Origin of the sequence: Halobacterium sp. BOL4-2 (assembly GCF_016917835.2) — an archaeon.
Classification (GTDB): Archaea; Halobacteriota; Halobacteria; order Halobacteriales; family Halobacteriaceae; genus Halobacterium; species Halobacterium salinarum.
On sequence record NZ_CP070332.2, the window covers coordinates 1 to 21,990 of the forward strand.

The 21,990-nt window shown below is 63.1% G+C and carries 18 protein-coding genes; 12 read left to right on the top strand and 6 right to left on the bottom strand.

Going from position 1 to position 21,990, the window contains the following annotated elements:
* The first annotated feature begins 247 nt into the window (after positions 1-247).
* The 4 genes from JRZ79_RS00070 (at position 248) to JRZ79_RS00385 (ending at position 5,643) form a co-directional block, all read left to right on the top strand.
* Positions 248-1,453 carry a COG1361 S-layer family protein gene (locus JRZ79_RS00070; RefSeq protein WP_205252314.1) on the top strand — a complete coding sequence of 402 codons (1,206 nt, stop codon included), beginning with the start codon at positions 248-250 and terminating at the stop codon, positions 1,451-1,453.
* Positions 1,450-2,115: an ABC transporter ATP-binding protein gene (locus JRZ79_RS00085; RefSeq protein ID WP_205252315.1), complete on the top strand. Its 666-nt coding sequence runs from the start codon at positions 1,450-1,452 to the stop codon at positions 2,113-2,115. The genes JRZ79_RS00070 and JRZ79_RS00085 overlap by 4 nt, the downstream gene beginning before the upstream one ends.
* A 29-nt stretch (positions 2,116-2,144) precedes the next feature.
* Positions 2,145-3,254: an ABC transporter permease gene (locus JRZ79_RS00110; protein WP_205252752.1), complete on the top strand. Its 1,110-nt coding sequence runs from the start codon at positions 2,145-2,147 to the stop codon at positions 3,252-3,254.
* Positions 3,255-3,321: 67 nt separating this feature from the next.
* A complete protein-coding gene (locus tag JRZ79_RS00385) occupies positions 3,322-5,643 on the top strand; it encodes an STT3 domain-containing protein (RefSeq protein ID WP_205252316.1) in 2,322 nt (773 codons plus the stop codon).
* A gap of 2 nt (positions 5,644-5,645) precedes the next feature.
* On the opposite strand, the gene glmS is transcribed toward JRZ79_RS00385, so the two are convergent.
* The 3 genes from glmS to glmU (JRZ79_RS03800) are packed head-to-tail and all read right to left on the bottom strand — an operon-like array spanning position 5,646 to position 9,860.
* Positions 5,646-7,451 carry a glutamine--fructose-6-phosphate transaminase (isomerizing) gene (gene glmS / locus JRZ79_RS00800; protein ID WP_205252317.1) on the bottom strand — a complete coding sequence of 602 codons (1,806 nt, stop codon included), beginning with the start codon at positions 7,449-7,451 and terminating at the stop codon, positions 5,646-5,648.
* Between the two features lie 2 nt (positions 7,452-7,453).
* Positions 7,454-8,641, bottom strand: coding sequence for a bifunctional sugar-1-phosphate nucleotidylyltransferase/acetyltransferase (gene glmU / locus JRZ79_RS02260; protein WP_205251325.1), 1,188 nt, complete (start codon positions 8,639-8,641; stop codon positions 7,454-7,456).
* A gap of 13 nt (positions 8,642-8,654) precedes the next feature.
* Complete coding sequence (glmU, locus tag JRZ79_RS03800; RefSeq protein WP_205252318.1) at positions 8,655-9,860, bottom strand: bifunctional sugar-1-phosphate nucleotidylyltransferase/acetyltransferase; 1,206 nt, start codon at positions 9,858-9,860, stop codon at positions 8,655-8,657.
* A gap of 120 nt (positions 9,861-9,980) precedes the next feature.
* Here glmU (JRZ79_RS03800) and JRZ79_RS05530 point away from each other — a divergent pair, with 120 nt between their 5' ends.
* The 8 genes from JRZ79_RS05530 (at position 9,981) to JRZ79_RS12280 (ending at position 16,137) form a co-directional block, all read left to right on the top strand.
* Entirely contained in the window at positions 9,981-11,396 is a 1,416-nt protein-coding gene (locus JRZ79_RS05530) for a sugar transferase (RefSeq protein WP_205252319.1), read from the top strand.
* Positions 11,397-11,462: 66 nt separating this feature from the next.
* Positions 11,463-11,693 carry a hypothetical protein gene (locus tag JRZ79_RS05535; RefSeq protein WP_205252320.1) on the top strand — a complete coding sequence of 77 codons (231 nt, stop codon included), beginning with the start codon at positions 11,463-11,465 and terminating at the stop codon, positions 11,691-11,693.
* 225 nt (positions 11,694-11,918) lie between these two features.
* Positions 11,919-12,215: a DUF6516 family protein gene (locus JRZ79_RS06355; RefSeq protein WP_136361026.1), complete on the top strand. Its 297-nt coding sequence runs from the start codon at positions 11,919-11,921 to the stop codon at positions 12,213-12,215.
* Between the two features lie 72 nt (positions 12,216-12,287).
* Positions 12,288-12,683, top strand: a complete 396-nt coding sequence (locus JRZ79_RS06905) for a hypothetical protein (RefSeq protein ID WP_205252321.1) — start codon at positions 12,288-12,290, stop codon at positions 12,681-12,683.
* A 616-nt stretch (positions 12,684-13,299) separates the two neighbouring features.
* Positions 13,300-13,839 carry a winged helix-turn-helix domain-containing protein gene (locus tag JRZ79_RS10090; RefSeq protein ID WP_205252322.1) on the top strand — a complete coding sequence of 180 codons (540 nt, stop codon included), beginning with the start codon at positions 13,300-13,302 and terminating at the stop codon, positions 13,837-13,839.
* Positions 13,836-14,396 (top strand): hypothetical protein, encoded by a 561-nt coding sequence (locus JRZ79_RS11545; protein WP_231546320.1) that lies wholly within the window; start codon positions 13,836-13,838, stop codon positions 14,394-14,396. Before JRZ79_RS10090 ends, JRZ79_RS11545 begins: the two co-directional genes overlap by 4 nt.
* Positions 14,397-15,179: 783 nt before the next feature.
* The gene (locus JRZ79_RS11805; RefSeq protein WP_231546321.1) at positions 15,180-15,509 is read left to right on the top strand and encodes a hypothetical protein; all 330 of its coding nucleotides are present in this window, start codon (positions 15,180-15,182) and stop codon (positions 15,507-15,509) included.
* Entirely contained in the window at positions 15,502-16,137 is a 636-nt protein-coding gene (locus JRZ79_RS12280) for a hypothetical protein (protein ID WP_205252324.1), read from the top strand. The genes JRZ79_RS11805 and JRZ79_RS12280 overlap by 8 nt, the downstream gene beginning before the upstream one ends.
* 666 nt (positions 16,138-16,803) lie before the next feature.
* Here the strand turns inward: JRZ79_RS12280 and JRZ79_RS12400 are convergent.
* The 3 genes from JRZ79_RS12400 to JRZ79_RS12600 all read right to left on the bottom strand — a co-directional run bounded on the left by JRZ79_RS12400 (position 16,804) and on the right by JRZ79_RS12600 (position 21,976).
* Entirely contained in the window at positions 16,804-17,271 is a 468-nt protein-coding gene (locus JRZ79_RS12400) for an HNH endonuclease (protein WP_231546322.1), read from the bottom strand.
* A gap of 410 nt (positions 17,272-17,681) precedes the next feature.
* Positions 17,682-17,879 carry a hypothetical protein gene (locus JRZ79_RS12405; protein WP_231546323.1) on the bottom strand — a complete coding sequence of 66 codons (198 nt, stop codon included), beginning with the start codon at positions 17,877-17,879 and terminating at the stop codon, positions 17,682-17,684.
* A 1,973-nt stretch (positions 17,880-19,852) separates the two neighbouring features.
* A complete protein-coding gene (locus JRZ79_RS12600; protein WP_231546324.1) occupies positions 19,853-21,976 on the bottom strand; it encodes a hypothetical protein in 2,124 nt (707 codons plus the stop codon).
* Between the last annotated feature and the right edge of the window lie 14 nt (positions 21,977-21,990).

The following is a 21,990-nucleotide window of genomic DNA, read 5'->3' on the forward strand; positions in this document are numbered from 1 at the left end:
TTGACCCACTGAATCACGTCTGACCGCGCGTACGCGGTCACTTGCGGTGCCGTTTTCTTTGTTACCGACGACCGACCAGCGACAGCCACTGCGCGCTCACTGCCACCAAAAGAGTCATATCACAGCCGACCAGTTTCTGGAACGTTCCCGATACTGGAACGGTCCTAATGCAGTATCCCACCCTCCTTCCATCGACGCCAGTCGAATCACGCCGCCAGCCACCGTCCGCCAGCCGGCCAGAATACCGATGACTCGGCGGTCTCGTGTCGGTGCCGGCCTCGCAGTCGTCGTACTGGCCCTGGCCGCAGTGTCGGCTGTCGCCCCACTTTCCGGGGCGCAGTCCGCTGGCAGCGGTGCGGTCTCAGTCACCATCGGCGACGTGGCCGTCTCGCCTGCGAACCCAACGACGGGCACGCAGGTGTTGATCACCCCGTCGATCAACAACTCCGGATCGGCAAGCGGGTCCGCGCGCGTCAACGAGGTCACACTGCGCGGCGACGGTCTCCTCGCAACGGAAGACAGCCTGGGGAGGCTTGGGGCGGGTGACTCCATTGAGGTTCCGTTGTCGAGCACGTTCACCGAGCCCGGTGACCACCAGCTGAGCGTCCACGTACGGGGGCTGAACCCGGATGGCAGCGTCTTCTACGTGCAGCGCAGCGTGTACGTTACCGTCGACGATCGTAGTTCAGACGTGGGCGTCTCCGCGCGCACGACAGCAACCAACGGGTCGACCGACATCCAGGCCACGATCACGCAGTACGGAACGATCCCGATCAAGTCCGGCGAGTTGCAGGTCGTGTCCGATGGGCGCATCGTCGAGCGGGCGCCAGTCGCCAACGTTTCGGAAAGCGACAGTGCGAACGTCACCTTCGATGGGGCGTCGATCCCCAGCGGCGAGTTAGTGATCCGCGGCGAGTACACCCTCGACGACGAACACAGTACCCACACCACGAACACGACACTCACCTACCAACCACAGCGCTCCGCAGACGTTGCGCTCACTGGTGTTGAGGCATCCGGTGGGGGGACCACGTACACGATCAGCGGCGACGCTGCGAACCTCGGCAGTGCGGACGCTGCGTCGGTGCGCGTCAACGCCGTCGGTGATGGGCTGTCCGCCAACGGCGGGTACTTCGTGGGAAAGATCGAAACCAGTGAGTTCGCAACTTTCGATATGACTGTGCAGGCGGACTCGGCTGTTGACGAGATCCCGATAACGGTGAACTACTCCGCCGACGGGCAGCGCTACTCGGACGTCGTGACCGTCGACGTGAGCGGCGCGTCCAGCGGGAGCGCTACCCCGCCCGAGCGCGCGCCGGGCCAACAGCAGAACCGCGCGCCCAGCCCGTCCAACGGCGCGAGCGGTGGCGGGTTGCCGCTGTTCAAGATCGGGGGCGCTGTCGCTGTGATTGCGATCGTCGTCGTCGTTGTTCGACGCTGGCGGAACCCATGAGCATCATCGAACTCGAAGGCGTGGTCAAACGGTACGAAACCGGTGCCGAGACCGTCGAGGCGCTGAAAGGCGTTGACTTCTCGGCGGCGCGCGGCGAAATGGTGACCGTCGTTGGGCCGTCCGGCTCCGGCAAGAGCACGATGCTGAACATGATCGGCTTGCTTGACTCGCCCACGGAGGGCAACGTCATCCTCGACGGCCAGGACGTGACCGGGTTCAGTGAGGACGAGCGCACCGAGGAGCGCCGCGCGGAACTGGGGTTCGTCTTCCAGTCGTTTCACCTGCTCCCGATGCTGACGGCCGTGGAGAACGTGGAACTGCCGTCAATGTGGGATACCTCCGTTGACCGCCACGATCGCGCGGTCGATCTCCTGGAGCGCGTCGGGCTCGAGGACCGTCTTACACACACTCCGAGCGAGCTCTCCGGTGGGCAACAGCAGCGCGTCGCGATCGCGCGCTCGCTGATCAACGAACCCGAGATCCTGCTAGCGGACGAACCCACGGGGAACCTCGATCAGGAGACCGGTGGCACGATCCTCACCGAGATGCAGCGGCTCACCGAGGAGGAGAACATCGCCGTGGTTGCGATCACTCACGACACGCAACTCGAGGAGTTCTCCGACCGTGCAGTCAACCTCGTCGATGGGGTGTTACACACGTGAGTGTGCTCGCTCGGTTCCCCAGCGTGTTGATGGCGTGGCGGAACCTCGGGCGGAACCGCGTGCGGACTGCGCTGGCTGCGCTCGGGATCGTGATCGGTGTGATCTCGATCGCATCGATGGGGATGGCGAGCGCCGCGATCAATCAGCAAGCCTCCGCCCAGCTCGGTGATCTCGGCAACAAAGTCTCGGTTACCTCCGGTGAGGACGCCGAAGAGTACGGGATCACGCAGGCGCAGGTCGAACGAATTGATGACTTGGTGAGCGCCGGCACCGTCGTCGAGCAGAAATCCGATTCCACGTCGCTTTCTTCCCGCGCTGGCACCGTTGACGTGGTCACCGTCACCGCCGCGACCGAGGTGGCCGAGCCGTACAACATTACGTCGGCGAATCCACCCGAAACCCTTCACTCGGGCGCGTTGCTCACCAACCAGACCGCCGAGACGCTCGGTCTCGGGGTCGGCGATCCCGTCAAGTACGACGGCACTCTGTACCGGATTCGTGGTATCATCACCACCACCTCTCGGTTCGGCGGGTTCGCCGAGATCGTCGTGCCGCTGTCTGCGATGGCCGATCAGGACGAGTACGACACCGTCGATATCTACGCCGACTCGGGATCTGATGCGGCCCGGATCGCTGACCGCCTCGACTCGGCGTTCAACTCCTACGGCCGCACCGAGGAGAAAATCCTCGAAATCCGGAGCACTTCAGAAGCCCGTAAGGGCGCGAACAAGTTCATGAGAACGCTCAAACGGGGGTTGCTCGGCATCGGCTCGATCTCACTGTTGGTGGCGAGTGTGGCCATCCTCAACGTCATGCTGATGAGCACGATCGAGCGCCGCGGCGAGATCGGCGTGCTGCGCGCGGTCGGCATCCGTCGGGGAGAAGTTCTTCGTATGATCCTCACCGAGGCGATGTTCCTGGGCGCTGTCGGTGGGTTAGTCGGCTCGCTTGCGTCCCTCGGCGTGGGTGCGTTCATCTTCGACAAAATCACGCAAAACGCCATGGACGTGCTGGTGTGGCCGAGTTCGAAATACCTCGTCTACGGGTTCCTGTTCGCGGTCTTCGCCAGCCTGCTCAGCGGGCTCTATCCGGCGTGGAAAGCAGCCAACGATCCGCCCGTCGAGGCGCTCGGCGAATGATCGCGCGCCCGTGTGGGCGTCGCGGAGTCGAAACACATTAGCCCGCTGGCTGGCGTGACAAAAACGAATGAGTGACGTGCGCGCGGCGACCACGGCCCTCCTCGCTGACCGTCCGGCGCTCGCCGACGCCCTCGATGCGCTCGTCGAGGTCGATCGGAGCCAGGACACGTGGACGTTCGACGACGCGCCAGTCGACTCCGGGGTGTTCGGCGAACTCGTGGGCCGCGGCATCGTCGTCGAGTCCGGCGACGGCTACGTGCTCGCCGACCGGCAGGCCGTCCGGGCGGCGCTCGGCGACCCGGACGCCGACCCATCCGACGCCGACGGAGCCGCGGTCTCGCTTCGTGACCGTGTTCCCAGCCCGTCGGTCTCCTCGCGTGCGGCCTGGTTCCTCGCCGCCAGCTTGTTGGTCGTCGTTGCGCTGCGTGTGTTCGTCTTCCCGCGGGTGTTCCGGGCCGGACACGTCGTGTTGCTCGGCAACGACCCCTACTACTACCGGTACCTGGTGTCGGCAATGCAGCAGTCGGGGGCCGGACTGCTTGACGTTCCGGCCCGTATCACTCGCGGCGAACCACTGCTGGTGGTGGTGCTGGTCGGTGCCACGCGGCTGCTCGGCGGGAGCGCGAGCGCCGCCGCACACGCCACCGCTTGGTATCCAGTGGCGGCGGCCGTCGTGACGGCAGTGGCGTGCTATCTGCTGGCGACCACGCTGTCCCACGACCGCCGGGTCGGGATCACAGCCGTACTTGTCTTGGCCGTGTTGCCCGTGCACGCCTACCGGACCGCACTCGGGTTCGGCGACCACCACGCCCTTGATCTCGTGTGGCTCTCGCTCACCGTGCTTGCGGCCGTCCGTCTACTCCCGGGGGCGGGTGTCGCCGTTCCCGACGACTCTGGCTGGCGACGCCACCTCCCGTGGGGCTGTGTACTCGCCGGCAGCGTCGCCGCACAAGCTCACTCCTGGAACGCCGCGCCGCTGCTGTTCGTTCCGCTCGTCGTGTACGCGGTCGCGCGCAGCGCCGCGCTTGCCGACGGTGAGTCGCCGCTCGCAGACCTCCCGCTCGCCGCTGCACTCACCGCCGGCGGCGTGCTCGCAGTCGCCGGCCATGTTCTGCTCGGGTGGCAGTCGCCGGTAATCGTTGCGCCACCGCTGCTGGCCGGACTCGGCGTTGGTGCTGCCGCCCTCATCGCGGCCGGCGTCCGACGCGTGGGGGTGCCATCGTGGACAGCCCCAGTGCTCACCACAGCCAGCGGCGTCGCCGCGTTCGCCGTCGTCGCGACGATCGATCCCTCGTTTGTCGCGGAGCTCCAACAGGAGGGGGCGCGATTCGTTGGGCAGTCCGGAAGCACCATCGTGGAGACGAAATCGCTGTTCAGCACGACGTACGGACTGTTCGCCGGGCCGATCTTCTTCTACGGGACGGCGTTGCTGTTCGCGCTGCCCGCGGGTGCGTGGGCGATGTACACGGGCGTGGCGCGCTCGCGGCCACGATGGCTGCTCACCGGCTGTTACGGCACCGTGTTGTTCGCGTTCGCGGTGACACAGGTCCGATTCTCCGGTGAGCTGTCCGTGTTCGTCGCCGTCTTCGCTGCGGTCGCGTTCGTGTACTTCCTCTCGGTGGTCGACCTCGCGGATCCGCCGCTTGACTTCTCGGCCCGATCGTCGGATCGCGAGCGCGTGCGCTCGCTTGCGATCCCCACCCGGTCGCGCGCGCTCCGCATCGGGGTTGCGTTCCTGCTGGTCGGCGGGCTCGGCGCAGTCATGACGCCGCTGCGCACGAACACGCTGGTGCAAAGCGACGACGCGTACCACGCGGCCACGCACGTCGAAGCGGCGCTCAACGCGCCTGACTGGACCGACGACACCACGTACGTGTTCAGCCGGTGGTCCCGAAACCGGCTGTACAACTGGTTCGGATCCGGTGACGGCCGCAGTTACCGGTACGCTCAATCGAACTACGACGACTTCCTCCGCTCCACGACCCCGGGGAAGTGGAACGACCGGCTCCAAGATCGCGCCGCGTTCGTCGTCTTCGACACCAACTCCGTCCCCGACGGTGCCACCGGCACGATCGGCTCGGCACTCACCGCCTGGGGGTCGGGGCTGGCGCACTACCGCGCGGTCTGGGCTGGCGACGCAAAAACGGTCTACCGCGTCGTCCCGGGGGCGACGGTCACCGGCACCGCCGCGTCGAACGCGTCGGTCACGCTGACACACGAGGGCACGGTCTCCGGGCAGGCGGTCACGTACACTCGGACCACGACCGCCGCGGCCAACGGGACTTACACCGTGACAGTGGCGTACCCCGGCGCGTACTCGGTTTCGACCGGCGGCACAGTCACCGTGCCGGCGGCCGCCGTGGGCAACGGGACGACAGTCACCGCGTAGCGCTACTCGACGGTCACGCTCTTCGCGAGGTTCCGGGGCTTGTCGATGGGACGCCCCTTCTCGTTGGCGATGTGGTACGCGAACAACTGGAGGGCAACGTTCGCCACGACCGGCTCCAGGGGACCACACGCCGGGAGCGTGATCGTGACGTCGGCGTGGCGCGCGGTCCCGGCGTCGCTCGCGAGCCCGATGACGTCCGCGCCCCGGGACTGCACCTCTTTGACGTTGTTCGCGGTTCTCTCCGGTGCCGCGTACTCGGTCAACACCGCCACCACGGGCGTGTTGTCCGTGACGAGCGCGAGCGGGCCGTGTTTGAGCTCGCCCGCACTGAACCCCTCGGCGTGGTCGTAGGAGATCTCCTTGAGCTTGAGCGCGCTCTCCAAGGCCACTGGTCGGCCGGCTCGCCGCCCGACGTAGAAGAACGCGTCGCTGTCGGCGTACTCGCGGGCGATCGACGCGATCTCGGGGGCTTGATCGAGGACCTGCTGGACCGCCCCCGGTAGGTCGCGGATCGCGTCCCGGAGCGCGGCGGCGTCGCCCGTGCTGATGGCGTTGCGGGCGCGCCCGATGTGCATGGTCAGCAGTGCGGCGGTCGCCACCTGTGAGACGAACGTCTTCGTGGCAGCGACGCCGATCTCGGGGCCGGCGCGAATGAACAGCGCGTCGTCGGCCTCCCGCGTGACCGTGCTGCCGAGCGTGTTCGTCAACGCGAGCGTGGGTGCTCCCTTCTGGGCCGCGCTCCGGAGCGCGGCCAGCGTGTCCGCTGTCTCCCCGCTTTGGGTGATCGCCACTACGAGCGTGTCCTCGGGGCTGCGGCCGCCCCGAAGCTCGTACTCGCTTGCCACGTGCACGGTCACCGGCAGGTCGGCGTGGGTCTCCAGGAGCTCTTTGGCGTACAAGCCGGCGTGATACGACGTGCCGCAGGCAACGATCTGGAGCTCCGCGACGTTCTGCAGTGTCTCCGTGGACAGCTCCATGTCGAGTGTCACGTCCGTCCCGAGATCGCTGATGCGGCCGGAGATCGCCTGCCGGAGTGCGCGTGGCTGCTCGTGGATCTCCTTGAGCATGTAGTGGTCGTAGCCGCTTTTCCCCGCCGCGTCGGCGCTCCAGTCGAGCGCTTCGACGTCCCGTGAGACGCGCGCGCCGTCGTTGTACACCGTCCACTCGGTCTCGGTGAGGTGCGCGATGTCGCCGTTCCGGAGGTACGTGACCCGGTTGGTGTGCTCGATGAACGCGGTGGCGTCGCTGGCGACGAACGTGCCGGTGTCGCCGTGCCCGAGCAACAGCGGGCTGTCCGACCGCGCCACCACGATGCCGTCGTGGCCGGCGGCGGTGATCGCGAGCGCGTAACTCCCGGTGAGGCGCTCGGTCGTGCGCTGCACGGCCGTCAGCAGCGACACGCCGTCGGCGAGATGGGTTTCGATGAGGTGTGGGACGACCTCGGTGTCAGTGTCACTGTGGAAGACGTGGTCGGCCCGCAGTTCGTCGGCGAGCGCGGCGTAGTTCTCGATGATGCCGTTGTGCACCACGGCCACGTCGCCCGTGCAGTCCGTATGCGGGTGTGCGTTCTCCCGCGTCGGCTCGCCGTGGGTGCTCCAGCGCGTGTGCCCGATGCCACGCGTCCCGTCCTCGCGGGACGGCACTGGGAGGTCGCCGACCTCGCCGCCGGTCTTGTGCACCGACAGCGAGCCGCCGCCGGCGAGCGCGATGCCGGCGGAGTCATAGCCGCGGTATTCGAGGTTCTGCAGTCCCTCGTGGACGATGCGCCCCGTCGGATCGGTGCCGATGTAGCCCGTGATTCCACACATAGTCAGCCTCTCGTAACGTGCGCCTGGTCGTCGACGCGCCCGGTGACGACCGTGGCGCTGTCGACGACCGCGCTGTTCCCGACGATCGACCCGGGTGCGACCGTCACACCCGCGCCGACCTCGGCGTTGTCGCCCACCAACGCCCCGAACCGAACCCCCTGGTGGACCGTGTCACCAAGCACTACGTCTGTTTGACCGCCCTCCACGGTCGTGTTCGGGCCGATGGTCGCGTTCGCGCCGACGATGCTGTCGTTCACTACTGCGCCTGGGTTGACCGTCGAGTCAGGTAACAGTATCGACTGTTCGATCACTGCGTTCGCACCGACGGTCACGTTGTCGCCGAGCGCAACGCCGTTCCGGACCACTGCCTGCGGGTGCACGATAACGCCCTCGCCACAGACGGTCCCTCCGCCAACCGGTGCCTGCTGATCGTCGCCCGGCACGCTCCCTCGGGGCTTGCGCCGCTCCACCGGCGGGTCGAAGCGCCGGTCCGTGATGAGCGCGCTGTTGGCCGCAACCAGATCCCACGGCTCGGAGACGTCGAGCCACCGGCCGTCGTACCGCACGGCCCGCAGCTCGTGGTCCGCGAGCTGTTCGTCGAGGGCGTCCGTGAGCGCCAGCTCGCCGTAGCTGTCGGTCCGCCGGATCGCCGCGAACACGCTCGGGTCGAACGCGTACACGCCGGCGTTGATGTACTCCGACGCCACCAGCTCGGGCACCGGCTGCTCGTCGATGCCGGCGACGGCCCCGCCGTCGAGATCGACCACGCCGTACGCGCTCGGCGTCTCGGCTTGTGTCACGCCCATTGCGGGGTCGCCGCTCTCGCGGTGGCACTCCCAAACGTCCTCGACCAGCGACGCGTCGATGACGCGGTCGCCGTTCAGCGCGACAAACGACTCCCCAACCACGGACTCCGCCTGCGCGAGCGCGTGGCCCGTGCCGAGCTGTCGGTCTTGGACCACGTAGGAGATCTCGATCCCCCACCGCGAGCCGTCCTCGAAGTGCCGCTGGACGCGCTCCCGGTTCGACCCCACGACCAACACCACCCTCGTGACGCCCGCCGACACCAACGCGTCCACGATATGCTCCAGGATGGGCTGGTTGGCAACCGGCACCATCGGCTTCGGCCGGTTCTCCGTCAGCGGCCAGAGCCGCTCTCCCTTCCCCGCCGCCAGCACAACAGCCTGCATTGACTGTGTTCTCTCAGTCACGGCCCTTATCAGTTGTCACGACCGCCCCGAGTGTTGTTCGCGTCCCCGTTCCCAGCGTCACGCCCGCGTTCAGGCTCGTGTTGATCCCGGTCTTGGTGTCGTCCCCGACGACGACCCCGAACTTCCGGCGGCCCGTGTCGACCAGCTCGCCTTTGACCTGCACCTGAACAGGGGTGTCGTCGTGGCGGAGGTTCGCGACCTTCGTGCCCGCACCGAAGTTCACGTTCGCCCCAAGCACGCTGTCCCCGACGTACGCGTGATGGCCCACCGCCGTGTCAGCCATCAGAATCGAGTTTTTCACCTCCACGGCGTTCCCAACCCGGACGTCTGGTCCGACAACGGTCGCGCCGCGAACGTAGGCGTTCGGCCCGACATCCGCACCCGATTGGATGACGACCGGCCCTTCGATGTATGCGCCATCGCGAACCCGCGCGCCGTCCTCGACGACGACGCGTCCCGTCAGCGTCGCGCCGTCCGCCACGGTTCCGTTGATCTCGCGCTCCTGTTCCGCCAGGAGCGCGCTGTTGGCCGCGAGCAACTCCCAGGGCCGCCCCACGTCCAGCCACGGGCCGTCGTAGGACACCGCCGTCACGCCGCCGTCCTCGCGGTCGATCGCCCGCGCGAGCGCGTCCGTCAGTTCGTACTCGCCGCGCTCGCTGCGCTCGACGGTGTCGATGTACTCGAACACTCGTGGCGTGAACCGGTACAGCCCGAGGTTCGCGAGATCCGTCGGTGGGTCCGTCGGCTTCTCGACGACATTGGTCACCCGGCCGTCGTCGCCGCGCTCCACCACCCCATACGACTGTGGGTCCGCAACCGGCATCACCGACATCGCCGTCCCGTCCGCGCCGGCCAACGCCTCGACCAGCGCGCTCGTCACGTAGACGTCCCCGTTCAACACCAGACAGGACTCCTCGACGTGTGGCTCCGCACAGCCGACGGCGTGCGCGGTCCCCTCTTGGGTGTCCTGCTCGGCGTACACCACCGGCGTCCCGGCGTACGACGCGCCGATCCGCTCCCGGATCTGGTCGCCCCGATACCCCACCACGATCACGTACTCGTCGACGACCCCGGCCGCCGCATCCAACACGTGCTCAAGCAGTGTCGCGCCCGCCACCGGCACCAGTGGCTTCGGCCGCGTCTCCGTCAGCGGTCCCATGCGCGTTCCGCGCCCCGCCGCCACGACGATTGCCTGCATTACGTTCCACTGTCGCGGCTCGGGCGCTTAAGTCCACAGGAACTCGCCACCGACGTGCACTCCCCGGGGCGAAGTCGGAGTGCTTAACCGCTCGCCCCGCCCACCACTCAGTGATAGACGATGCTTGGCGGGTGGCGGTACCGACTCGGGAGTATTGCGGGGGTCTGCCTGCTCACCGCGCTCGCGGTCGGGGTCGCCAACAGCCCTACCGGCCAAGCACTCACCGGGGCGCTCCCGGTGTTCGCCCAGCTCGCGGCCGACCCGCCGGGCGTCGCTGAAGGACTACTCGAAGTCAGTACCACCGTCTGCGTCGTCGCCGTGGCCTGCCTCCCCCTGTACAAACCCCGTCCCCGTCGCGTCCTCGACGTCGTGGTGCTCGCGCAGAAACGCGTCGTCGTCGCCCTGTTCGCGCTCGCTGCCATCGGCTACTTCGACTACACGTACCGCCTCCCCAGAACGACGCTGCTCGCGGTCACACCAGTCCTTCTCGTTGCAGTGCCCGCGCTGTTCGTCTGGATCCGCCGCCGCCCCACCCCGACGACGGCAGCCCGCACCATCGTCGTCGGCGACACGCTCGACGAAATCGAGCGCCTCGTCGCCGACATCGACCACCCACTCTACGGCTACGTCTGCCCCACAGTCGTCCCACGCACCCCGGACGCCGCCCCCCCACACCCCGCCGTCGCGGACGGCGGCAGTGATGCACACGCGCTCAGCGACCACGATCGCCTCGGCGGCCTCTCCCGGATCGAAGACGTGCTCGTCGCCCACGACATCGACACGGTCGTGCTCGCGTTCGAACGCACCGACCGCGCCGAGTTCTTCGGCGCACTGGACGCCTGCTACGAGCACGGCGTCGCGGCCAAAGTCCACCGCGACCACGCCGACCGCGTCCTCACCGCCGACGACGACGTCGGCACGCTCGCCACCGTCGACGTCGAACCCTGGGACGTCCAAGACTACGCCCTGAAACGCGTCTTCGACGTGGCGTTCTCCGGGATCGGGCTGGTCGTGCTGAGCCCGGTGATTCTCGGGATTGCGGTGGCGATCGAGCTCGACGACGGCGGGTCGGTGCTGTACCGCCAGGAACGCACTGCGGTGTTCGGGGAGACGTTCGACGTGTACAAGTTCCGGTCGATGAGATCGAAGGGTGAATCTGCGGAGCCAGTCGACGACGAGGACAACGACCGGATCACGCGCGTCGGCCGTGTGTTACGGCAGACGCATCTGGACGAGATCCCACAGCTGTGGTCGATTCTGGTGGGCGACATGAGCGTCGTCGGTCCGCGTGCGGTGTGGACCGAAGAGGAGTCGCTGTTGGAGGCCGAGGAGCAGTCGTGGCGGAAACGATGGTTCGTGAAACCCGGACTGACAGGGTTAGCGCAAGTGAACGACGTCAAGAGCACCGACCCCGAGGAGAAACTACGCTACGACCTCCAGTACGTCAAACAGCAGTCGTTCGGATACGACGTGAAGCTGGTTATTCGGCAAATCTGGAAAGTCGGCGTTGACGCCGTAGACACCCTGCGTCGGTAAGGCGAGTCGTTTTTCTGGGAGGGCGTTCCACGGACGATTAAGATCACTGACAGTGTGCGGCGACGAATGGAGTACTCGCATGACCGTGGCGACGTCACGCGCTTCCTCGTTCAGCTGGAATACCGCCTCGACGATACGTGGACGGAAGTCGTTCGATACGACCACGATCCCAAGAGTGAGTTCGGCCATAACGTGACTGAAGAAGGACTCCACATCGATATCTACAACGCCGAGAACTACTTCCACGATCTCGGCGGCGACACTGGGGAAGCCGTGCCAGACGGCGGCGACCAGTGACCTCCCCTCCGTCGTGAACAGAGAGGGATCGAAGATCCCTCAGGCAGCCGGGCTTCGCCCGGCGACGACGGGGCTTCCCGGACCGCACCGCAAGCGTTGGGATATTTGCCGGTCTACGGTCGGGCCTGTTCTTGTGGGGCTACGCCGACGTGCTGGGTGTTTCCGTACTTTTGTTAGTATTTTCCCTAACACTTATCGGAACGGCGTGCCTTGGCACAGGTGTGGATGAGCGATGATGTCACCGTACTCGAAGACGAGATTGAAGCCTACGCCGACGGCACCGTTGCGCGGGTGCGCGTGCTCTCGGTCCCGACCTCAGACCGGTTCGAGGACGGGATCAAGTACACCTACCACTACAGCGAAGCCGGGGCGGACGACCCGATCATCCGGTTCGATAACCACCACGGCGTCCACGAGCTCCATCTCGGGGGCGAGACCTTCGAGATCGACTACCCCGGCCTTGCGGAGATCTTCCGTGCCTGGCGGGCAGCCCTCCCAGAGGAGAAGCGCGACGACTGGTAGCTCGTCCGAGTACGGTGACCGAGGAACTAGTCCTCGACTCACCCACAACCAACAACAGATTGTGTATTCCCAATGACCCAAACACTCCACGTTCAGATCAAGTCCGCCGACCGTAGCGACCTCGAAGAGCACCTCGAAGCGATCGACACTGGCGAGGATGTCGAACCCAGCGAGCCGACGCTCTCGATCGAGAACCTCGAAACGTTCGGCCGTGTCTTCCGCTCAACCAACCTCGAGCTCTTGAAAGCGATCGTCGAACACGAGCCGGGAAGTATCCGCGAGCTTGCGCGCCTCGTTGACCGAAACCCGCCAGAGGTCCTCGAGAATGTGAACGAGCTGGCCGACTACGGCCTCGTCGAACTCGAAGAAGATGGCCGGGCGAAGCGGCCGGTCGTGTGGTACGACGAGATCGACGCCGACATCCCGCTCACGACTGAGTCAAGACAGGAGCGGAAGGCGAACGCCTGATTGACATCCTCCACACGGCTGAAGCCGTGGTATTCCTCGCGTTGGGGGTCTGGAATTAGCGCCACCCCCTACGGAGGCAACGTTCTCCTACGCCGACCGTAGGATACTCTGGTCGGAGTCACCACGCTCTCATCGTTCCAAAGAACAGCGCACAGACCCGAGTACCGTCCACCACAACGGGAATGTTGCCTCCGGGGACTCTGAGACCGGCTGAGACTCCCACGGCGGAAACCCCGGCGTTCACGCCGGGGAGGATGTCATTTGGCCGATGAGCTGCCACTCTCGGTTACGCCAGACTTCTTCGATACGCTGCCACTGGTCGTCGTGGTTAGATTGGGGAACGAACCGGATGCGGCGTCGTGTCCCGGATTGGTCGGTGAACTCCAGAATTTGTTCACGGCGAGTGCCAGGGGTCATTGGCTGCGTTGGCGTCGCGGTGCTCTGTGGTGTGGTACAACTCGTGTGAATCGCCTCGGGGTCAAGCTCCAGGGAATTCTCCTCGACCGCCTGTAAACGGCGGGGGAGGGGATTCTCTCTTCGCAGAAAGATCGGATAGTCGAAACAACATAATTTACCTTGGGGAAATACTATATTTCTCCGTGGCGTGGTGTAGCGTATGGCCGACTCTCATAATGGGGACGACCAACCGGCGTATGTCTCCCGATGGAAAGAAGCAACCACGGGATTCGACCGAGTACGATCGGTTGCGTCATCGCTTGAGAACCCACGGACGGCTGGCTGGATCGCTGATGAAGCACATGTTTCTGAACCAACGGCCAGGAATCATCTTGACCGGCTCGTCGACCTCGGTGTGCTCGTCACCGACGAGTCACCACAGGGTAAAACGTACTATCCGGACCCAGTCTACACCCGCCTGACTGCAATCCAAGAACTCGTCGCAAAGAACTCAGAACCTACTCTCAGCCAACAGGCCACAGCGATCCACTCTGATATTGCGACCTGGAAAGCGGAGTACGATGTCGAATCACCACGGTCGCTTCGAGCGTCCGTCACGAACGAGATTTCGGTTGCGGAAGCGCAAAAGCGGCTTCGTATCGCAGCAGATTGGGAGTCCGCACAGTATCAACTCTCACTGCTTCGGGACGCGATTGACCACTACGAGACCTATACCGCTCGCCCACCGACCTCTGCATGACCGACGCGGGCGATGATGATAACGGAACGGAGCACCCTCCCGTCGATAGCGGGCTTGACCGCCATTTACAGCGACCGGATGGCGGCTGGAAGTCGACGCAGGACGTCGCTGAGAAACGCCACCGCATTCTGCGATCACTGCGCGAGCAACTCGAACGCCATCCAGCCATCAGCTCTGCGTGGGGGAGCCCGGATGGGCAGTATGCTGAACTTGAGGCGGACGTCGACCCGGCACAGTTTGGGCGTAAGAGTGAATCGGCGTCGCTACGGGTGACGTGGCAGCCAAATCCCCATATTCCACCAGCGGCGACTCTGGATGACCGCCACCGGACATCGCTTACGTCGAATTTCAAAATCCACTATCGTGAATCGTCGGGGTTCGACTGTGGCGTCCACCTTGAACCAAATCCACACGTCGAGGGCCATCTCCATTTCCAGGAGCGGACCGCACCGAGCGATGACTACAACTACGAGGAAGTATCGCTTGCCGCGACAGCGCCGACCGGTGTGCTCTGGGAGACCCTCGAGATCATCGCCAATCGACTACAACGGGCGTGACGACGTGAGCCAGATTCGAGAGAACGAAATTGGGGAGGCTCGGAACAAGGGTGAGACATCGTCGACGAAGATACTGGGAGCCGCTCAAAGGTATTCGCTTCGGAGCCGGTCGATGTATGCGCTGTCCCAGTGTTTTGTCTCCACAAAATACGTCAAGGCAGCGTTGACGTAGCCTACGGAGAGAACTCCCTTACTTGCGAGTGAACAAAGGACGTGCGGCGTAGTGAAAAGCGTGTCTCGGGCATCGAGGGCCAGAGATACGAGGAGATAGTACCTTCGTTAATCATACTTTGAAATGTCATACTTCAGAGTAGAATTTGGCGTAGCTTCCCCAGTGTCTTTCTGAAAGCTTGGTCCTCGAGGAGTTGGTGGTTTTCTGTCTCTCTTGCGTTGTGGTACCCCCAACGGTCGCTGTCAGTGAATCCGCCTCCGAAACTAGCGACGAAACGGCTGTATCTGTGGTTCTCCGGCCCGTTCTGTGATGGCGGCCTGCTGGCGTTGTTCTACAGGGGCGTTGGGGGGAGTCCAACCTTGTGGAGTGCGGCCGACACTCCGACTACACAGTAAATGCCGTCACAACAAGCCCCAGTCGCTTGGACTGACCTGTCCGGCCCAGCGCGCACACTCCTCTATATCATCGCTCGACGAGAACGCGATGGAGAGTCAACGACCCGCAGTGATATCCGAGCGGCACTCACTACCCCACAGCACCCGCGGCTCACCGACCAAGAGCTCCTGGGCAGCTTCCAGGCCCTCGACGAAGCCGGCCTTATCGAGGCTGAGATGCCGCTGGATCCATACGAGGTGACGACTGACGGCCGCGACCGCCTCACCAGCCAAGCCCTCCGCCTAGAGAGCACCATCGACACGCCGGCAATCGATGACGGTGCTTCGCTGGCTGTGTGTCCCCGCTGTGGCAAGCCAATCACCGAACTCACGACCACCCCAACTGGCGATCTCACCACGTCATTCTGTGAGTGCCAGCTCTCAAGTCAGTCACTCGACTCAGTCGTTGCCACGCTCCTCAATACCTATCCCGGAATCGACGATCCGGATGCCGCCTACTATCTGCGGCAAGCCATCTATCTGCTGCTTCCCCGGGCGGATGAGTGACGATCTGCCGGGGATTGTCGTTCGTCCCGGGCTCAAACTGGAGGATGTGCGTGAGCAATTCGACGGCAATGAGCCCTACGGCCGGGGGCGTGAAACCGCAGCGCCACGCGGCTACAACGCCGAACGACTCGCCACTGCCCTCGTTAGCGAGACTGCGCGCTTCGAGAAGTGGTCGCCAGGCCCCTGGGTGGATGCGTTCGTTCCGAGTCCATCCGGAATCAGTTGCTATCTTGAGGTCAAAACCACAATCGACCAGTATCCATCCCAAACCCCCGGACGGTTCCGGATCTGGGGACCACACCACCACCGGTTGCTTGCCAGCGCAGACGTCTACGAAGACACCAACCGCCTCCATCTATACCTCTTCGTCGTCTACACCATCGACTCGGGAATCGAGCGAGAAATCGGGAAACTAGTCGTCCCCGCCATCCGTGTTGATGACCACATCGATACCTGGGCGCTGACCGACCACGACACGATGGGCGAACAACTCACCTACACCATCTCTTGGCGTGCTCTCTTGGACGCACTTGGCGTCTCGCACACGGAGTTCATCGATACGGACACTACCGATCTGACGGCTGGCTCGGATCGCCTACAGGACGCTCGCAAACATACCGATGCCTAATTCAAGTTACCGTCTCCGCCCTGTAGGGCGGAGCTGTCGGTAGACTCCTGTTTTGGCTGATTTTCCTGGGTGGTACTCGGGTAGCTGTCACGATTGGGTGTGGGGTTGGTGGGTGAGACCAACGGATAGGATGTGGAAGATGGTGTGGAACGATGGTCCGGGCGAAACTCCGTCCTGAGAGATATGGATTGCGTCAATCGCCTCGAGGCAGTCTAAGTGGGTTCGTCGGAGACTTGTTCGGACTCGCTTTGTCTGTGTGGTCGTTGGATTCTCGAACTCGAAGGCTGCAATGGATTCAGCGAGGTCCCGCACTGGGATTGGGGTTCGTGGACTGAACGCGAGCACGCCGAGCACCCATCGGCGTCGACGATTCGCGAGCACATCAAAGACGGTCCAGGTATCACTCATCATCCCGGCCTCCAGGCCGTGATCCTGCTACTCGATACAGTCCGTAGAACACTGGTTCTCACTGGATACTTCCTCCACCACTCCTGGGGAGAGAAAAATCAGTCCACGACACATCCTTCTCCAGACGTGGTCTCTCCCTCGAGGGGGATATTTCGAATCGGCAGGATTGACCTGCGCGACCGACACCGAGTGGGAGTCCGTCACGCAGAGAAGCGGAAACGCACTCGCGCTCCATCGGGTGCGGCGGCGTGGTATCGTTCAGTCTTGGTCCTCGTGGTCATCCTCGGTTTCCCGGCCTGCAGTGGTCTCCTGGTTGTCGGTAGGCCAGTCGTCGCGTTCGTATTCGAGGTATTTGGTGCTCTCGGGGGTGCCATCGTCGTCGCCGAACTGCTGGGTGGCTTCCTCGCGAGTGAGCCGGGGGCCTTCGTAGTACTCGTGGTAGTGTTGATTCCAGGCATGGCGATGCTCGAGTGGGAGTTGACGGTGCCACAGCCGGTAGGGTGGCTCGTCGACGCGGTGGATGTGGACGTGACAGCTCTGACAGAGCGGGATGAGGTTCTCGACGCGGTCGTCGGTGTCGTCGCCGTTGACGTGATGGAACGAGAGTCTCGCTTGCGTTCGCGTGCCGAAGTCGGTTTCGAGCCATTCCTCCGGCCGACGCCCACAGACCACACAGGCTTTCCCCCAGCGCTCGAAGACCGCTTCTACGAGTGACTTCGACACCATCAGATACACACCTCCTGGCGTCGACGACCGGTGGTTTGTGGACGCACGAACCGACTCCGGAAGGAGGCTGATTGGCGCGCACTCATCAGCACATCCTCCGTTCCGCTAGTGGACGAGGTCGTGCGTTGCCGCAGTGGACCGCGAATAATTCGGTGCTGTTGGCTGGTGGGGTGATACTTCGGTTGGCTGTTCGCTGGCTGGTGGTTGGTTGCATTGTGTTGGGTTTGGGGCTGCTGGCAGTACCGCCAGAACCTCCACTGGCTGAGGTGTGGACCGCTGGCGGCATACTGGCTATACAGGATGATTTCTTGGTGCATATGGACTCGATGAAACGGTCGTCTGGATTGCGTGACGACGCGGTTCGACGACGCGACTGGTTGGTCGTCCGATTCACTACGAGGTGTGTCTGGTTAGGCTGGGCGCGTCCAGTGGTCGACATCGCCGACGGTGTCTTGGCCGACGAGCCGCCACTGCTGGTTGCTCCAGGTTTCCTCGATGCGCTGCCACTGGTTGTCGTTGCTGGGGTGGGGGACGAATCGAATGCGGCGGCGTGTCCCTGACTGGGTAGTGAATTCGACGATTTCCTCACAGCGAGTGCCTGGCGTCATTGGTTGGGTGGGTGTCGCAGTGCTCTGTGGCGTGGTACAACTAGTCTGAGCGGACTCCTCCGCGCGTTCAGTTCTCCTAGTAGACATTCTACTCACGGGGGCACGCTCAACACGCACCCTCCACCCATCCACGGGGGAATACAAACCAATCCAGCACCCCCATCCCACAGACAATCCCTAGATTGCGTTGGTGTCTAGGCACAGTACCAGGCATCTGTGTCATGAAAAACCCGGAACAGGAGTGACCACGGGGCAGTTGCTACGTCAGGACTCTTGATCCCCCGACAGCGTGTCATAGAACTCTTCACATGCAATAGTCATTTTGGGTACCTTTGCAGAGCGTTACAGTCTTAGAAGACCGTGCACCGGGTGCACGCCGCTTATAACCATGTAGAAGCCGGTTATTTATTTCGTTATACTGACTATTCTTGCTCGGCTAACACGATTCAGCGTAGCGGCTGTGATTCCTGTGGGGCCGTATATAGCAGCCTCGGCGCTGGTACCGCTACGTCCGTCGATGGCTATGTGAACTGTTGTATGACACCCTCCCCCCGAGGCTACGCACCACACATCCTCAACCACAACAGAGAGGCGGAGATCAATTCCAGTTGCCCACAGCTATCCATACACCCAAATTACGGGGAGGATTATGGGCGTGCACATCGAATTACACACTCCACCCCAAAACCCCTAGACGCCCCCCGATTACCGGGACCACCTCCGACTGATAATAACAATAACACACCCAAAAGCAAGAGCACAATTAGCTACCAACCGACCAATCCAGGTCGGAGCCAAGAGACGAGTACCAAGGCAAACCCGTCATCGTCTCGGAGCGAGTTGAGTTGCTTCCGGGAGGCCGTTCGGGGATAAAGTTGGTTGGAGTAGGGAAGCACAAGCGGTTCTGAGTCCGTGTGGTTTCAGGACGGTCTTGGATTGGTGTTCTGAGTTCACAGTTGGTGACGCTGTCTCTGACCTGGCTGGTAGTTACTGATCTCATTCTTGGGTTCGAGACGATTACGATACTCTTCTCAGTACCATCGTGTTGGGTCAATCCATTGGATTGGGTATCCGAGCGCACATTCCCAGCGGTGATCTGCGTCGACCGATTGAACCTGGTTCACAAATTCCTCTTGGGGAGAGAGCGATCACCGAGATAGAACGGACGCCAATCGATGACGGCAACACAAACGGGGTGACTCGTCGCCGCCTAGACTGCCCATTCGCTCATCGTCGCTAGCTAGGGGGCTTACTAGATATCGGTGCCACAGAAACCCGGAGTTGGACACGACAACGGATTCTGAATTGACCAGCCGTCCTACTGACTCATCGGCATTCAAACTCAGTATTGAGAACTGCCGCCACGCGCTCGAATCGAACCCCCTCGTTTCATGTGTACTTTCTCGCTTTCGCTTGAGACCTCAACTCACGAGTTTCGCCCCCTGTCTGGCCTCCGCGCTGGACCGGTTTGCCCGAACGTATTGACCCCCGGGTGGTTGGCGTTGTTATTGTTATTATCAGTCGGAGGGCCGCCCCCTGTAATTCGACGCTGTCTGGTGGTTTTGTGTTTTGGTGGGTGTACTGATTGTCATTCTGTGTTGGTCCTGTTCATTGTCCGTGTAATTCGGTTCAGTGGGTGGCGTGCGTGTTGGATGCGGGGGTGTTAGATGCGAGTTCAGGGGGAGTTTCATGGGCGGTGAGTGGATGGTTGTAGAGGGGGTTGCGGTTCGGTTTCGGTTGAATTGTTTGGTGGGGGAGTGGCTTTGCTGGACTGGGTTGTTGTGGGGGTTGGTTTGGTGGCGTTTGTGGTGGTGTGGATTGGGGTGGTTGAGGAGTGGTGCTGGTGGCGGTGAGCGTGTTGATGGTTCTTGACTGGAGTCGGTGTGTTTGGACTCGGTGTCTCAGAGAGGGAGGAGTGTTGGTTTTCCAGAAGAGGAGACGATAGGAGTCGTCGAGGAGAGTCGGTTGGAGTGTTAGGAAGTGGGGTGTGGTGGATACCGCCAGGTGCGGTTGATGTGGGTGTCTGTAGGGTTTGGTGGTGTGTTAGAGAGTTTGGGTGCGGCGATATTGAGTACTGTGGCGAGTTGGTGGTCGAGTGATTCGGTGGTTTGGTGGCGCGCCCAGGCGGCGAACTGCGGGACGATTGCATCGGCCTCGAGAGTGCTAGTGGTGCTCGGGATGGTGTACGTCTCGAGGAAGCCCTCTGCTAGTCGTGTGCGGTGGGCAGTGGTAGTGGTGTGGTTGGGTTCGCTCGCCGGGTAGCGATTGTGTTCTTGAAGTTGGCTGCCGTCGGCCACGAGGATGGTTGTGGCTTCGAGGCCTGTTGCGAGGCGAGTAGGTCGTGCTGGCGCCAGAATTGGCTGCCACGCGTTCCTGAATGCGGGGGTGTTCGTGTAGCGCTCTCGGATTGTTCCAGTGGTGTCGCGTACACGCCACGTGTGTTCATCCTTATGGACGCGGGGGAGGTCCTCAAGGAGTGCTGTGGCTGGGTTGCTGGCGTCAGTGCTGGCGACGATGTCGCCGTCGAAGTAGCAGTAGAGTGTATCCTGGGTTCGCAGCCATCGGACTGGTGGTGAATCGATGGATCGCACGGCTTGCCACGTTTGGGTTTCTAGTGGTGCGGTCTGGGACTCCAGGACGGTTTCTGGACGGCCGGAGAGGATTCTGAATGGTTGGTTGAGAGTGTGGTGGGCGTCCTGAGCGAGATGTGGTGTTGCTGCGATGACGAGGGTGCTAGTGTAGGCGTCGTGGGTGTCAGCGTAGGCGGCTGTCGCGATGAGGTCGCCGCGATGGATGTCCCCATCGAGGACGACCACGAGGTCCGTTTGTCCACTGGGTGTTGTTCGCGTGAACGAACCAGGAGTGTCTGCTGGAAGAGGGTCGACGTGGTCGCCGTGTTCCGTGAGCCACCGTGCAGCTTGCGTGGCGAGCTCGGAGTCATTATGTTGGATGGCCGGTATTGGAGTTGATTCTGTGGGAGTCGAGTTCGTGGTGTTGTTCGTGCTGGCTGGGGGCGTGGGTGTGTGTTCGTAGGTGGTCGGTGTCGATTTAGCTGGGTCGTTGGGTGGCGTTCGGATTGTGGTTCGGTGAGTGACGTGTGGGGCGGCCCGGCCATCGTGGTCGGCGTACGGTAAGGTGGTGTAGGTGTGTGGCGTGAGGGCATAGATGGCGGGGAGGGCCTCAGAGTCTAGTGAGAGCCAGGGGGAGACACCGAGCTCATGGTATGCCTTGGTGAGGTCGCCGAGTGGCTTGGGGCCAGTAAGGAGGCGTGCGTATTCGAGTGGTGTCGTGGCGAGTTCCGCGGCGAGCCTAGCGTCGTAGTCGTTGCGCTGGACTGGGTGGTCGAGTTCGAGGATTGGCTGTGTCGATGTCTCTGGGAGGCGTGTTTCCTCGCGGTGGTGCCAGCCATAGTCGAGTGGTAACGCACGGTTCGAGGTCGGCTTGAATGCCTCGAAGTACTCCGTTACCGAAGGCATCGAGGTGGTGCTTCGATAGGATGCCTCAGCGTCCCGGGTGTGCCAGCGGGCCTCCCGGTGCAGGTCGACGACCCGTACAGTTGCTGCGAGCGTGCCTTCCTGCTCGTCCTCGAGACGGACGATAACTTGGAGTGCGTGTGGATACCCGCGCTCCGTGAGCGCTGAGAGTAAGTCCTCTAGTGGTGGTTGAGTACTGTGTCGGTTGGATTCGAAGGTGGTTGTCGCGGTTGTAGCGAGGCGTTCAGTTGGTGCACTTGCTGTTCCGAGGGGTGTGAAATCCACCTCGACGCCATGAAGTTCGATTTGGACCGGGAGCCAGTGGGCCGCACTTTCACTGAGTGCCTGTAGTGCCGGCGACACCTCCGCTTTAGTGTTGGCCTCCTTGTGTGAGGCCTGTGTTGGTGTGGTAAGGAAGAATCGCTGGCAGCGATGGATGGGCATGGAGAGGAACTCCACAGCCGGTAGTGAGTGTGTTGTGAGTGCGTGGTAGGTTGTCCTTGCGAGTGCGCGTGGCATCGACTCCTGATCGCGGGGATGGTCACTACCAGCGTTAGGGTGGCGGCTGAGTTCGATGGCTTCCCGAGACAGCGTCTCTTGGATGGGTTCGAAGTTGGGTAGCATAGTCACGAAAACTG

What these genes read in the sequence shown, in the direction of transcription:
- JRZ79_RS06355 (WP_136361026.1), top strand. Translation starts at nt 11,919, where the DNA reads ATGAGCGATGATGTCACCGTACTCGAAGACGAGATTGAAGCCTACGCC.
- JRZ79_RS05530 (WP_205252319.1), top strand. Translation starts at nt 9,981, where the DNA reads ATGCTTGGCGGGTGGCGGTACCGACTCGGGAGTATTGCGGGGGTCTGC.
- glmU (WP_205252318.1), bottom strand. Translation starts at nt 9,860, where the DNA reads ATGCAGGCAATCGTCGTGGCGGCGGGGCGCGGAACGCGCATGGGACCG.
- JRZ79_RS05535 (WP_205252320.1), top strand. Translation starts at nt 11,463, where the DNA reads ATGGAGTACTCGCATGACCGTGGCGACGTCACGCGCTTCCTCGTTCAG.
- JRZ79_RS06905 (WP_205252321.1), top strand. Translation starts at nt 12,288, where the DNA reads ATGACCCAAACACTCCACGTTCAGATCAAGTCCGCCGACCGTAGCGAC.
- JRZ79_RS00385 (WP_205252316.1), top strand. Translation starts at nt 3,322, where the DNA reads ATGAGTGACGTGCGCGCGGCGACCACGGCCCTCCTCGCTGACCGTCCG.
- JRZ79_RS11805 (WP_231546321.1), top strand. Translation starts at nt 15,180, where the DNA reads ATGCCGCTGGATCCATACGAGGTGACGACTGACGGCCGCGACCGCCTC.
- glmS (WP_205252317.1), bottom strand. Translation starts at nt 7,451, where the DNA reads ATGTGTGGAATCACGGGCTACATCGGCACCGATCCGACGGGGCGCATC.
- JRZ79_RS10090 (WP_205252322.1), top strand. Translation starts at nt 13,300, where the DNA reads ATGGCCGACTCTCATAATGGGGACGACCAACCGGCGTATGTCTCCCGA.
- JRZ79_RS12600 (WP_231546324.1), bottom strand. Translation starts at nt 21,976, where the DNA reads ATGCTACCCAACTTCGAACCCATCCAAGAGACGCTGTCTCGGGAAGCC.
- glmU (WP_205251325.1), bottom strand. Translation starts at nt 8,641, where the DNA reads ATGCAGGCTGTTGTGCTGGCGGCGGGGAAGGGAGAGCGGCTCTGGCCG.
- JRZ79_RS00070 (WP_205252314.1), top strand. Translation starts at nt 248, where the DNA reads ATGACTCGGCGGTCTCGTGTCGGTGCCGGCCTCGCAGTCGTCGTACTG.
- JRZ79_RS00110 (WP_205252752.1), top strand. Translation starts at nt 2,145, where the DNA reads ATGGCGTGGCGGAACCTCGGGCGGAACCGCGTGCGGACTGCGCTGGCT.
- JRZ79_RS11545 (WP_231546320.1), top strand. Translation starts at nt 13,836, where the DNA reads ATGACCGACGCGGGCGATGATGATAACGGAACGGAGCACCCTCCCGTC.
- JRZ79_RS12400 (WP_231546322.1), bottom strand. Translation starts at nt 17,271, where the DNA reads ATGGTGTCGAAGTCACTCGTAGAAGCGGTCTTCGAGCGCTGGGGGAAA.
- JRZ79_RS00085 (WP_205252315.1), top strand. Translation starts at nt 1,450, where the DNA reads ATGAGCATCATCGAACTCGAAGGCGTGGTCAAACGGTACGAAACCGGT.
- JRZ79_RS12280 (WP_205252324.1), top strand. Translation starts at nt 15,502, where the DNA reads ATGAGTGACGATCTGCCGGGGATTGTCGTTCGTCCCGGGCTCAAACTG.
- JRZ79_RS12405 (WP_231546323.1), bottom strand. Translation starts at nt 17,879, where the DNA reads ATGACGCCAGGCACTCGCTGTGAGGAAATCGTCGAATTCACTACCCAG.